The sequence below is a fragment of the Rhodococcus sp. C26F genome, from assembly GCF_053345925.1.
The window spans coordinates 15353-28645 of sequence record NZ_JBKFBA010000013.1 but is presented as its reverse complement, the minus strand read 5'-3'; the positions used below and the strand labels follow the sequence as shown (position 1 = coordinate 28645).

Sequence of the window (13293 nt, the reverse complement as noted above, 5' to 3'; positions counted from 1 at the left end):
GCAGCCCAGATGTTGCGGTGGGCCCATCTGGGGGCGTTCCCCGAACCTTCCCGAAGCAGATTTGGTGGCAGATCTGGTCCAACGCCTGCGAGATCGGCTGGATCAGGCGATCCGTTGCAGACCCTTCGTCGTTGCGGACGTGGAGATCTAGTTCTACACCTGCAAGGGGTGTCCTGCCGGATCCCGGCTTCGCATGGTTCCGGTAGTCGGTACGCGCGGCACTGAGTACCGGCTCCGGCGCTAGGTGATCTCCTTCCGATCCCGCGCATTTGTCGACCACGGCTCCGGTTCCGCCGCATAATTCAGCCCTTACCAGCCATTTCTCTCTTCCGGCCCGTTCTCTGGTCCGTTCCCGATGTGTCCACAAGTTGGACACCCACATCGGTCGACGCCTTGTGAGTCTTGATGCACCAACCCCACGGAAGTGGTGTGTATCACCGTAAGGAGCGCACGATGAAGACACAGGCAGCGATCTTGTGGGAGCGGAGCGGACCGTGGAGCGTCGAGGAGATCGACCTCGATCCTCCCAAGCGCGGCGAGGTTCTCGTCGAGATGGCCGGAAGCGGCCTGTGCCACTCGGACGAGCACGTTCTCACCGGTGACCTGCCGTGGCCGTTGCCGATGATCGGAGGTCACGAAGGGGCCGGCACCGTGGTCGAGGTTGGCCCGGGTGTCGACGGCCTGTCCCCGGGTGACCGGGTGATCTTCGGCTTCATCCCTGCCTGCGGACGGTGTGCGGCGTGCTCGGCCGGCATGCAGAACCTGTGCGAACTCGGTCAGTACCTCGGCGACGGAACTCAGATCTCCGATCACACCGCCCGCCATCACGCCCGCGGACAGGACCTGGGCCTGATGTGCCTCCTCGGAACTTTCGCCCAGCACACGGTGGTCAGCGAGGCGAACTGCATCAAGATCGACGACGACATCCCACTGGACAAGGCGTGCCTGCTCGGCTGCGGCGTCGTCACCGGATGGGGTTCGGCGGTGTTCGCCGGAGGGGTACGCCCCGGGGACACCGCCGTCGTCGTCGGGGTCGGCGGTATCGGCATCAACGCCGTCCAAGGTGCTTCCCTGTCCGGATCGCAGTACGTCGTCGCTGTCGACCCTGTCGAGTTCAAGCGCACCAAAGCACTCGAACTCGGCGCCACCCACGCCGTGGCCACCAGCGAGGAAGCCCTTGCGTTGGTCACCGAGCTGACTTGGGGGCGCGGCGCCAACGTCGTGGTCAACACCACCGGGGTCGGTGACGGCGACCAGATCGCGAAGAGCCTGGCGATGACCGCCAAACGTGGCACCGTCGTCGTCACCAATCTGCACCGCGCGACCGAGACCACCGTGTCCATGAGCGCGCTCGATCTGGTGCTCATGGAAAAGAAGGTCGTCGGTTCGCTGTTCGGCACCGCCAACCCCCGTCTGCACATTCCCACACTGCTCCGGCTCTACCGCAGCGGACATCTCAAGCTCGACGAACTCGTCACCCGCACATACAAACTCGACGAGGTCAACACCGGCTATCAGGACATGCGCGACGGCCGCAATCTGCGCGGCGTCCTCACCTTCTGACCGTGCGCCACCGAACCAGGAAGCAGACATGAATCTGTACTACGACTCGTTGTTCATCGGCGGCGAATGGGTACCCCCGACATCGACCGGCCGCATCGTGGTCGTCTCGGCCAGCACCGAGGAGGCCATCGGGTCGGTCCCCGAAGCCCGCGAGGCCGATGTCGACGCCGCGGTGGCCGCCGCACGCCACGCCTTCGACGATCCGTCCGGCTGGGCGCACTGGACGCCGGAAGACCGCGCCGTCGTGATGGAACGTCTCGCCGACATCCTCGAACGCCGTTCCGCGGAAATGGTCGAACGGGTCAGCGCACAGAACGGCATGCCGGTGGCCGTGGCCCGGCAACTCGAAGGTGCCTTCCCGGTGGTGCTGTTGCGTTACTACGCGGGGCTGGCCCGCGATGTGGCCTTCGAAGAGACCCGGGCAGGGCTGTTCGGCGGTGCCACCCTGGTCCGCCATGAACCCCTCGGCGTCGTCGGCGCGATCGTGCCGTGGAACTTCCCGCAGACCCTGGCTGCCTTCAAGTACGCCCCCGCGATGGCCGCCGGCTGCACCCTGGTGCTCAAGCCCTCCCCGGAAACGGTGCTCGACAGCTACCTGTTCGCCGAGGCCGTTGTCGAGGCCGGTTTGCCCGCCGGAGTGGTCAACATCGTCCCCGGCGGCCGGGAGGTCGGTGCTCATCTCGTGGCCCATCCTGGGGTCGACAAGATCAGTTTTACCGGCTCCACCACCGCCGGCCGGTCGATCGGTGAGGTCTGCGGCCGGCTGTTGCGTCCGGTGACCCTCGAACTGGGGGGCAAGTCCGCCGCCATCGTCCTCGACGATGCCGATCTGGACCTGCAACAGCTCGCCCAGAAACTGTTCACCTCCACCCTGCTCAACAACGGCCAGACCTGTTTCCTCGGCACCCGGGTCCTCGCCCCCCGTGCGCGCTATCGCGAAATCGTCGATCTGTTCACCGATTTCGCCGGGGCATTGACCGTCGGTGACGCCCTCGAGGAGGCGACCCAGATCGGTCCCATGGCCACCGCCGCACAGCGCGACCGCGTCGAGCGGTACATCGCCAAGGGCCTCGGCGACGGTGCTCGCATCACCACCGGCGGAAACCGGCCCGCACACCGCGACCGAGGCTGGTTCGTCGAACCGACGATCTTCGCCGATGTCGACAACAACCACACCATCGCCCAGGAGGAGATCTTCGGGCCGGTGCTGTCGGTGATTCCCTATGCCGACGACGACGAGGCCGTGCGCCTGGCCAACGACTCCGACTACGGTCTCGGCGGCACGGTGTGGACCACCGACCACGATCGAGGCGTGGCGCTGGCCAAACGCGTGCACACCGGCACCATCGGGATCAACACCTACCTGCCCGACCCGACCGCGCCGTTCGGCGGTGTCAAAGCCAGCGGCATCGGCCGTGAACTCGGCCCTGAAGCCTTGGCCAACTACCAGCAGTTCAAGTCCGTCTACTTGAGCTGACCCATCCCTCGCGGACGCTATCCCCCTTGATCCGCGAGGCGAACTCCCCGCGGGGCCGCCGCTCTCCTCGCCGGTCCCGCGGGGAGTCACCATCGGACCTAGACTCGGAGAGGGCGATCGATATGAAGGGACGTCGAGATCATGGATGAACTCGACACATCGCTACGCCCCCTGATCGCCCAGTCCTGGCAACGAGTAGCCATGAGCGGGCTGTATCCGCAGGCATCGATGGACAACGCCGAGATCGACGACGTCGACCGCCGCAGCCGCCTCATGGTCGCCGCCACCCCGGTCCTCGACCAGATGGCCGAAGAGCTCACCGGCACCGGCTTCGCCGTGATCCTCGCCGACCGCACCGCCCGCCTGGTCGATCTGCGCTTCGGGCAACGCCAACTCCAGCCGAAGCTCGAGAACATCGGCACCGTCGAAGGGCGACGTTTCCTGGAAGAAACGACCGGCACCAACTCGATCGCCACCGCTTTCGAGTTGCGTCGCGGATTGGCCGTGCGCGGCGAAGAGCACTACATCGAAGCCCTGAAGGACTTCAGTTGCTACGGCGAGCCGATCCTGAATCCGGTCACCCGCCGCATCGAGGGAGTCCTGGACATCACCTGCCTGACCGAGGACGACAGCCCCCTGCTGGCACCGTTCGTCATTCGTGCGGCTCGCCAAATCGGCGAAGGCCTGCTCGAGCAGGCGCGCCAGGCCGAACAACACATCTTCCGCGCTTTTCAGGACGCGACCATTCATGCTCGCACCCGTCCGGTCGTCGCGATCGGTGACGACATCCTGCTCGCCAACACCCCAGCGGTGCAGACATTCGAACCGGCCGACCACGTTCTGCTACGCACGCTGGCTGTGGAAACGCCCGCCGGCAAAGACGTGCACCGCGAAGTGCCCTTGGTATCCGGTCGTCTGCTGACGGCGACCGTCACCCGCATCCCCGGCAGCAGCGCAGCACTGTTCGTCTTCGGCGGCGATGCCGCACCACGGTCCATCCATCCCTCTCGCCCCGCTGCGCGATCCACCCCCCATGCCATCGTCATCACCGGAGAACCCGGCACCGGTCGCACCACCGCGGCACGCAGTCTCAGCGAAGAAGGAACCGTCTGGCTCGATGCGTCCCACGCCGCCGAAGCCGGCTCCCGCACCTGGCTCGAGACGCTCCGCCGTCATCTCGCCGAACCCGGATGGGTGGTGATCGAGTCGATCGAACTGTTGTCGGCGCCGCTGGCCCGCAGCACCGCGGCGGCCATACGCGCCGGACGAGCCAACATCGTGCTCACCAGTGCTCCCCCCGAGGAGCTCCCCGCCGAACACACAGCGCTCGTGGCCCACTGCAGTGAACGGATCGACCTGGCGCCGTTGCGGCAACGACGTACCGAGATTCCGGCCCTGGCATCTGCGATGCTCGACGAGCTCACACCGTCCTCGCAGGCCCGATTCACCTCCGCCGCGCTCGAGGCACTGACCGGGCAACAATGGCCCGGCAATCTACGCGAGTTGCGCACCGTAATCGCGGCCGTGGCGGCGAAGCGGAGCAGCGGCGATATCACCGTCACCGATCTTCCGGAGATGATGCGCACCCGCGTCGTGCGTCCCCTCACGCCCCTCGAACAGGCCGAACGTAATGCGGTCGCCAAGGCGCTTCATGACACAGGCGGCAACAAGAAGGCCGCTGCCCGCCAGCTCGGGATCAGCCGCACTACCTTGTACCGCGCAATCCGTATCTACGGACTCGATCCATCAGTTCACTGATTTACCTACTCACTGAGTCGCCACACATCCTGCGGCCGTGCGGTGCCGTATTCGGTGCTTGGCCCAGCATGTCCATCTACGTTCGAGCGCCTCGTCGGAGGGGCGAAGGACGAGCGAATCGGGGTCGACGGGCGTGGGAGCGAGGGCGCTGCGGAGGAGAAGTCATGGGGATCCTTCCTGATGGAGTGTCTGACGGACGCGGTGGATCGTGTGGCCGAACGGATCAACCGGGCAGGCCCGACGCATGGGTGCTCTTGTCAGAGATGGGCAATGCCGGCGAGTGTGCGGACGTAATCGACGGCGTGGGTGGCGTCGAAGGACCGGGCGATCTGGAGCTTTTCCGCTTCGAGGGAACCTTCCGCGTGAGTGGCGAGGACGGACTGATAGCCGCCGTAGTCACGCGCGGTCAGATCGGCGATGAAATGCAGAATCCGCAGACGTTGCTCGGCCGGTACCGCCGCGGCGTAGTACTTTTCGAGCACGGCGCGGATCTGCGGGTTGTCCCAGTCTTCACCGCCGGGGCCGGTGGCGAGCAGGCCGCCGGATAGGTCGGTGAGGATCGCGGTGGCGTTGTGGAAGCCGTGCGCGAAGTGGTACTTGGCCATGTTCACCGCGAGCGGGTCGGGTTGCTGCACGCCGTGCTCACCGGGACGAGATCGGATCGCCGCCAGTTCGGCGAGCCCGCGCACGGTTTCGCTCCAGGTGATCAGTTCGGTGAGTTTGCTCTTGACGTGCCCGGCCTTGCTGATGCCGTTGGCTTCGGCGATCAGTGTCGCTGCTCCGATGATGATGTCGAGCAGGGGAAGCTTGTAGTTGATGGCGGTGAAGCGGTGGTAGTCGACGAACGCCAACGCCAACGGCCCGGCCCGCTCCGGCCGGCGGTTGAGGAACACCCGGTCCTTGGGAACGCGCACGTTGTCGAACACGGTCAACGATTCGAGCAGCTTGTGCTGGGTCGAGAGGGGGAACTCGAAGCTGTTGCGCTGCCCGGCCGCATAGGGTGAGACATACAGTTCCAAGCCTGGGGTGTCGACGGGGACGGCGAAGGACACGGCGTAGTCGGCGTCGCCTGAGCCCATGGCGCGAGTGGGCAGCACGATCAGCTCGTCGGCGTTGGCCGAGAACGAGGTGTGGGTCTTGGCGCCGCGGACGGTGATGGACTCGTCGTCTTCGTCGACGATGTGCAGGTACAGGTCCGGATCGGCCTGCTCGCTCGGCCCCAGGGTGCGGTTGCCTTTGACGTCGGTCTGCGCGACCGCGAGGGCCAGGTCGTCGCGGCACACGCGTTGGTAGAAGGCGCGGGCGTTGTCGAGTCCTTCGCCTTCGGTGGCGCGCAGTAGCGCGAACAGTGCGTCGCTGCCGACCTCCTTGAGCACGATGGTGCCGCCACCGCGGCGGGAAACTTCTTCGATCAGGGTGCCGCGTCGCACGAGATCGTCTGCGGTGGCGGGGGCGACGTAGAAGGTACTGACCGCCTCGCCGTCCACCTCGGTGACCGCCAGGTCGGGACGGTCGGCGGCGATGTCGAAGCAGATCGCCGAGTGGTCGACCGCCAAGGCCAGTTCCGGGTGTGCCGTAACGTCGGGGACCTGGGTGCCGCGGTAGAAGACGCGTCGGTCGTCCGACAGGGCCTTCCGGTACACGTCAGATGAGCGAATTGCCATGAAATTCTCCTGAGTGCAACGGTTTACGCACAGTTGTGTGGGGTTCGAGCTCGGGGTGCGAAGCGGTAATGCAGCGGGGTTTGCCGGCGCTAGGTGCGGGTGATGGACAGCTCGCCGGAGAATTGCTCGCGCAGTCGGCGCTTGAGAATTTTGCCGCTGGGGTTCTTCGGAAGGCTGTCGACGATCACGACGTGTTTCGGGACCTTGTAGCCGGCCAGAGTTTTCCGGCAGTGCTCGACGATGGTGGCCTCATCGATTTCGGAGTCTGTGACGACTACGGCTGCGGCGACCGCTTCGATCCAGTGAGGATGGGGAACGGCGAAGACTGCTACTTCCTCCACGCCGTCGAGGGTGTAGATGACCTCTTCGACTTCTCGGGTGGCGACATTCTCACCGCCGGTCTTGATCATATCTTTCTTGCGGTCCACGACCCAGAGATAGCCTTCGTCGTCGAGGTAGCCGAGGTCACCGGAGTGGAACCATCCCCCGGAGAACGCTTCTGCAGTCTTGTCGGGTTGGCCGAGGTAGCCGACCGTGGCGTGCGGGCTACGGTGTACGATCTCCCCGATTTCTCCTGTGGGCAGGGGGCGGTCCTGGTCATCGACGATGCGGGTTTCTACGTTCAACGCCGGTCGCCCGGCGGATCCGGCTTTGCGGATCTGGTCTTCCGGGCCTAATGCGGTTGCCAAGGAGGCCATCTCGGTTTGGCCGTAGAAGTTCCACAGTCGGATTCCGCGTAGTCGACGCTTCATCTCGTGCAGGATCTCGACGGGGAGGGCGGAGGCGCCGTAGTAACCCTTGCGCAGTGACCGAAGGTCGGTGGTGTCGAAGTTCGGCGAATGTAACAGCGCGATCCATACGGTCGGAGGGCAGAACAGGTTGGTGATCTGTTCTGCTTGAATGGTGTGTAGCAATAACTCCGGGTCTGGTCTGTCGAGGATGACGCTGGTGGCCCCGAGGTAGATGTCGGTGCTGAGGAAGTTGTCCAACTGGGCGCAATGATAGAGCGGAAGGGCGTGAATTTCCTTGTCCTGAGTTTCCATTCCGCCGGTGACGATGCAGCTGATGTACTGCCACATCAACGAGCGGCTGGTGAGCAGTGCACCTTTCGGACGGGACTCCGTGCCCGAGGTGTACATGATCCGGATGACGTCATCGTCACTGACCGACACGTGCGGTGCTGCCTCGCCGCGGAAGTCCGTCCATTCCGATAGCGGTGTCCACCCTTCCGGCAGTGGGAAATCGGCCAGTTCGATACCTACTTTGATCCGGACACTTCCCGCGGACTCGGCGAGGGCCTGACCGGCAGCGGGAGTGAGGGAATCTTCGACCACGAAGGCGTCGGCTCGACAGTCGTTGAGAATGTAGGCGATCTCCGGTCCGGTGAGCATGAAGTTGACCGGGACGAAGACGATCCCGAGGCGCGCTGTCGCGAAGTTGAGGACCGGGAGCTGCCAGCAATTGTGCGACAGCACGGCCAGGCGATCGCCGCGGCGTAGGCCGGCATCGTGTAGCGCGGCTGCGACACGGTCGATCACCGCATCGAGCTGCGCGAACGTCAACCGAACCTCACGGTGCACGATCGCGAGTTTGTCCGGGAAGCGTGCTGCGGATCGGCGCGGAAGGTCGCCGATGGATTGTGTGCGTGCCTGCGACACGACGGGGGAGTAGGTGCTGTCGAACTGCATATGTGGCCCTCTTTGTTCAGGTGTGCGTCGGAGTCGGTTGTGGTCTCCGTCTCGCGGCGCGACTCGTGGGTGAACTGTGCCTGTGCAGGCGCGGGAGCCGAAACCGTCCAACTACGTGGTCACTACGGATCGGGACCATGCTTCGGTTTCGGGATGAAAGGTCCAGCTCACCCGCTCGTGTACCGAAAGAGTCACTGCGGCTGCGTATCTGTGTTAACGGGTGACACATCCTGACCCCTGTTATCCGCCTCGAAATGTGATGTGGAGCCACAATGTCCCCCTAAGTGGACTGGATCACACTGGGATGGGTTCATATGGTTTCGTCAGCGCGTACATCTGCGTACCCCGATTCACCCGCGCCCTCCGAGGGCGGAAACGGAGCAGCAATGAACGAAAATCTCGCTGAAGTCGGAACAGGAACCAATCTCTTCACCGCCGGGTCAGTCCGAGGCGTGGCCCGGTGGTTCAACGACACGTCGGACGTGCTGTCGATCGATGATGACGACCTCGAAGACACCATCGCGTTCGTCAACAAGGGCGGCATGACCTTCCTCTCGCCGATTCTGCCGGATCTGAGGGGCATCGTCTGTACCGCGGGCAGCCGCGAATCGCACCTGGCGATCTTGTGCCGCGAATCCGACGTGCCGTGTGTGCTGGCGGCAGACCTCGTGGAGTCCGTCTCCGACGGCGATGTCATCGTGCTTGATCTGTCCGATTCGGAGACGGCGCGTATCGCTCTGGCCGCCGAGGTGTCGGCATGACCGCGCAGTTGACCACTCCCGCGAATCTGGATCTCCTCTACACGGACCCCGCCTACGAGCCGACACTCGACGAGTGGAATTGGCTGGTGCACAAAGCTGGTGTTGCATACAAGTCCGAGCTTTCCGCTCGCACGGTGTTCGAATCGGAACTGTTCGGAATGAACACCTACATCATCATGTCGATGATGGAGGACTATCTGCGTGTACCCGAGCGCATCCGGACGATCCGCAAACACGCGACGCCGACCGAACTGGTCCGGAAAGCTCTGCCAATCGGCTCCAAGCGAAGCTTCATCAATCTGACGGCCACTCCGTTGCACTATCTGACCGGCCGCGAGCTGTTCGTGGACCTCGGCGAGAACACGCTCGCCGACGGACTCGAGGACCAGCTGGAGGTTCTCCGTTTCTGGCGCGAGGCGACTATCGCGATGCGCACGGACGGTGCACTGTTCAACATGGATGCCGAGCCTGCGAACAGCTCTCACGTCGTCGACGACCGACTGCTCTCCGAGATTCGCGCGGCGTTGGTCCCTGCCGACGATGCCACCAAGACGGCGATCCGCAAGTTCGGAGCACGCCTGACCGCGTATGCATTCCTCGAGAACTGTGATGCACGAATGGCCGTGTGCGACACAGGACCGTACGTCCTCGAGGACGGAACGTTCCTCGCCCTACGCGAAACCTGCGCTGATGGTGAAGGCGACTTCCCGTGGCTCGACGGAATCAGGGAATCGCTGCCCTACCATCACTTCGTCATCGCCTATCGGCTGCCGAGCACGGTGCAGATGGACAACAACGTCTGGGGTACAGCCTGGTTCACACCGAGTGACTATCAGGGCGACATTCTCGAAACCCGTGTGTTCACGACGGACGATGGCACTCTCCGGCCTCTGGACCTGGACGAAATCGAGGCTGCAACGAAGGCTGTTCGTAAGGCCCACCGCGCTTTGTATGAGCGGCTGGCGAACACTGATCCGCAACAGCGCAACCTGTATGCAACCCAGATGTACGCGTGGAAGCTCAAAGCGTGGGCCCGACTCGCCGAGTGCTACGACGACATCGACTGGAGCGTCACACCCCGCATCGCTGAGTCCTTTCAGAAGTTCAGCGACCCGGATCTGGCGTTGAACATGATCGGCGGCGTGTTCGTGCCGGGTGATCGTGATAGCTGCTTCCGCCCGCTGGGAGGTTGAACGGCCGAGTCTCGCGTGGCGCTGATCCCTATAGCTGCCGTCCCGCTCACGACCGAGCCGACTCCGCAACTGAGCATCACGCTCTCGGTGGAGGGCGCGCATCGGCCCCCGACATCGGGGTAGGGATCGCCCCCGAGCACCCTTCGTGCCGGCTGGGCCGAAGAACTGCTGATTTGCCCTACTGGAAAAGGACCCCGCATGACTACTGCCGCGACACCAGCGCGCTACAAAGGAGTGAGCTCGTACAACTTCGGATCTGCGTTCGGCACAATCCGCGCCTTCCACACACCGCAGGACGTCATCGACGTCTTCGGTGACGACCTCGGTAGTGTCATCGCGCTAGTGGAGTCCGGCGGCACTACCTTCCTCTCGCCGATCCTCGGCCGATTGGGTGGAATCGTCTGCACGTCCGGCACCTCCCGGTCGCACCTGGCTATCGTGTCGCGAGAATACGAAGTTCCGTGCCTGCTGGCCGTCGACCTCGCCGACTGGATGCCTGCCGACGGTGACGCGGTGCGTATGGAGTCGTCGTCCGACAACGAAGGTTGGCTGATGCCGGCCACCAAGGCAGACGTGCCGGGCGACAGCACCGCCGGCATCCTTGCTACCCCTGCCCCCGTATCCGACGACATCTCACACGCGGGCCCGACCCGCCAGTACACCTCCGACACGACCGGCTGTCCTGCCACCGACTGGTGGAACTACATCGCTACCGTCGGAGACGAGATCGGGCGCAAGCCCTTTCCGTCATCGGTCACGGTCGACACAGTGAAGCAGCTGTGTCGTGAGGAGATGAGCGACAACCAATTGGAACAACTCATCTTGCACATGGGTCGGTCCTTCAAGCCGGAGATGACACGACGGTCCGGCTTCACTTCCGAGATCTTTCCGATGATGCCGTACATGTCCATGTCGGTGATCGAAGACTTCTACAGCTATCCCGAACGGATCCGCGTGATCGATGCCGCCATGCCGGCCGAAGAGATCGGTGCTCGACTGCGTATGCAGTCGGGGCAGATCAGTCCCCTGTGGATCTGGATGGTCGGGTATCACTACCTTTGTGGACGCGAGCTTCTCATCAGTCTCGGAAAGCTCGGTCCGAATGATGCCCTCGATGACGTGCGGACCGTCGTCGACTTCTGGAGACGACTCACGCTCGCCCATCGAGGCGACGGCACGCTCGACTACAAGGACGCCGGGTTCACCAACAAGTACCTGCCGCCGCAGGAAGTGGACTCCTTGTGCCGGACGCTTCGACCCTTGGACGCCGCGACGAGCAAAGAGTTGAAGCAGCTCAACGCTGCGCTATCGGGGTATTGCTTTATGTACTTCACCGACTCGCGGGTCGGCATCTGCGACAACGGGCCCTATCCGGACGAGAGCCGGGGCACTGCGGTCCTGGTACGGGACTTCCTGAGCTTGGACAGTGGCCCCTTCGCTTACCCCTGGGCTGAGCAGTGCAATCCCGGAGTCAGTGGCGTGACGTTGACGCTCGAGTACTCACCATCGGCGTTCCGCGACTTCGAGATCAACGATTGGGGTACCACTTTCACCGAACCCGACCACTTCCTTTCTGCGGTCGTCAGTGCGTCGGTCGTGGCCCGATATGCCGACGGAACCACCGCCGTACTCTCGCCGGAAGAGTGGCCGGAGCTCGCCACACGTCTGGGCGCCGAACACCTCGGGCTGTATCGGACCTTCAGCGACATGGACCGGGAGAGCCGCATCCTGGCAGCCACGAGAATGTACAGCTGGGGACTGCGGCCGTTTGCGCGTCTTGCCGGGGTCGAAGACGCCGTCGACTGGTCGTTCTCGGACCATACGATGGCTCTTTTCCCTGAGCCGCTCGCAGACGACGATCAAGCAGCAGCGATCTTCGGCGGAGCGCTCGTCGCCCACGACCGTCCCAGTGCTTTCACGGGTTTCAACTAGACCACCGCGCCCGAACGACCGCACAACGCATCACACGAAGTGGCCGCCGGCAGGTGGCCCGAAAGGTAGAGATCATGCGTCAGTCAATGCAGCTCGTGACACCTGCAGACGAATACCTGATCCATCAGACGCCGGATACGTTCTCGATCGTGTCCGATTCGGATGTGTCGTGGACGGAACGAGTCTGGTGCTCACTGTTCGCTCGCGACGGCTCGCTCCAGATCGATTTCGGCCTGGGTAAGTACCACAACCGCAATGTCATCGAAGGATTCGGTGGTATTTCCCGAGGCGTAGAGCAGATCACCGTACGAGCGAGCACCGAGCTCGACCAACACCCCGAGCGGACAGGTGTCGGACCGATCGACTACGAGATCATCGAGCCGATGCGCAAGGTCCGGTGCATCCTGCGTGAAAACGACGTCCAACCCCTGTCCTTCGACGTCACCCTCACTGCGGTCCTGCCACCCTTCCTCGAGCGCAAGGATGCGCAGCGCGGGATGGACGGCCTGCGGATCTCCTCGGACCTGCGTCGATTCCATCAGCTGTGCACTGTCTCCGGGTGGGTCGAGATCGACGGCGAGAGAACGGAAATCACCGACGAGACCTGGCTCGGATACCGGGACCGCTCGTGGGGGGTCCGTATGGACGTAGGTGAACCGGCGCCGGACGTCCACGCGCCGAACCGCATGAACCAGAATTTCCTGCTTACCTGGAGCCCGATGTACTTCCAGCCGGCAGATGGCAGTGCCCCGTACGAGATTCACCATTACCTCCAGTGGGTCGATGGCGAAGTCCACTACTTCTCCGGGTTCGTCAACTACGCGGATGGCCGTCAGGAGCCGTTGCACGGCATGGTGGACGATCTGAAATACGACCCTGCCACACGCCGCCTGCTCGGCGGCACGATGACCTTCGACTCCGGCTGGGGTAAAACGCGCACGGTGGAGATTGCGCCCGTGTCCGACATCGGATTTCACCTCGGCACCGCGCTCTACTTCGGGTACAAGGGCGAACGGCACGGCGGGTGGAAGGGCATCGACCACGCCGACGGCGAGCGGTACAAGGATATGACCGACCGTCAAACGCTTCTCGAAGCTCACCAGCTGCGAGACTGCGTGATCACCACCCGTGAAGGTGACGCGACAGGATTCGGAATCTTCGAGTCGATGGTCATCGGCGAACATCCGCGCTACGGCCTCCGTGGTCAGGACTCGTTCCTCTGACAGTGACCGTGACACAGTCTGTCCGAATCGGCCG

Annotated in this window: 10 protein-coding genes; 7 read left to right on the top strand and 3 right to left on the bottom strand. The window is 63.7% G+C overall.

The genetic code is table 11. The annotated features are described in order from the left end of the window. Positions 1–453: 453 nt before the first annotated feature. From ACLBYD_RS15645 to ACLBYD_RS15635, 3 genes are all read left to right on the top strand, one after another. Positions 454–1563, top strand: coding sequence for an NDMA-dependent alcohol dehydrogenase (locus tag ACLBYD_RS15645; RefSeq protein WP_447817164.1), 1110 nt, complete (start codon positions 454–456; stop codon positions 1561–1563). A 28-nt stretch (positions 1564–1591) separates the two neighbouring features. Beyond that, positions 1592–3040, top strand: a complete 1449-nt coding sequence (locus ACLBYD_RS15640) for an aldehyde dehydrogenase (protein ID WP_447817163.1) — start codon at positions 1592–1594, stop codon at positions 3038–3040. A gap of 141 nt (positions 3041–3181) precedes the next feature. After that, positions 3182–4798 carry a sigma-54-dependent Fis family transcriptional regulator gene (locus tag ACLBYD_RS15635; protein WP_447817162.1) on the top strand — a complete coding sequence of 539 codons (1617 nt, stop codon included), beginning with the start codon at positions 3182–3184 and terminating at the stop codon, positions 4796–4798. A gap of 257 nt (positions 4799–5055) precedes the next feature. Here ACLBYD_RS15635 and ACLBYD_RS15630 read toward each other — a convergent pair whose 3' ends face one another. Then, positions 5056–6462: a 4-hydroxyphenylacetate 3-hydroxylase N-terminal domain-containing protein gene (locus ACLBYD_RS15630; protein ID WP_447817161.1), complete on the bottom strand. Its 1407-nt coding sequence runs from the start codon at positions 6460–6462 to the stop codon at positions 5056–5058. Positions 6463–6551: 89 nt separating this feature from the next. Further along, complete coding sequence (locus ACLBYD_RS15625) at positions 6552–8150, bottom strand: acyl-CoA synthetase (protein WP_447817233.1); 1599 nt, start codon at positions 8148–8150, stop codon at positions 6552–6554. Between the two features lie 284 nt (positions 8151–8434). On the opposite strand from ACLBYD_RS15625, the gene ACLBYD_RS15620 reads away from it, so the two are divergent. The 3 genes from ACLBYD_RS15620 (at position 8435) to ACLBYD_RS15610 (ending at position 12036) form a co-directional block, all read left to right on the top strand. Next, entirely contained in the window at positions 8435–8911 is a 477-nt protein-coding gene (locus tag ACLBYD_RS15620; RefSeq protein WP_447817160.1) for a PEP-utilizing enzyme, read from the top strand. Next, entirely contained in the window at positions 8908–10104 is a 1197-nt protein-coding gene (locus ACLBYD_RS15615) for a hypothetical protein (RefSeq protein WP_447817159.1), read from the top strand. The genes ACLBYD_RS15620 and ACLBYD_RS15615 overlap by 4 nt, the downstream gene beginning before the upstream one ends. A 198-nt stretch (positions 10105–10302) precedes the next feature. Further along, complete coding sequence (locus ACLBYD_RS15610) at positions 10303–12036, top strand: PEP-utilizing enzyme (protein ID WP_447817158.1); 1734 nt, start codon at positions 10303–10305, stop codon at positions 12034–12036. A gap of 191 nt (positions 12037–12227) precedes the next feature. Here the strand turns inward: ACLBYD_RS15610 and ACLBYD_RS15605 are convergent, their stop codons facing one another. Next, a complete protein-coding gene (locus ACLBYD_RS15605; protein WP_447817157.1) occupies positions 12228–12461 on the bottom strand; it encodes a hypothetical protein in 234 nt (77 codons plus the stop codon). Between the two features lie 72 nt (positions 12462–12533). Here ACLBYD_RS15605 and ACLBYD_RS15600 point away from each other — a divergent pair, with 72 nt between their 5' ends. After that, complete coding sequence (locus ACLBYD_RS15600; protein ID WP_447817156.1) at positions 12534–13259, top strand: hypothetical protein; 726 nt, start codon at positions 12534–12536, stop codon at positions 13257–13259. The last annotated feature ends 34 nt before the right edge of the window (positions 13260–13293 follow it).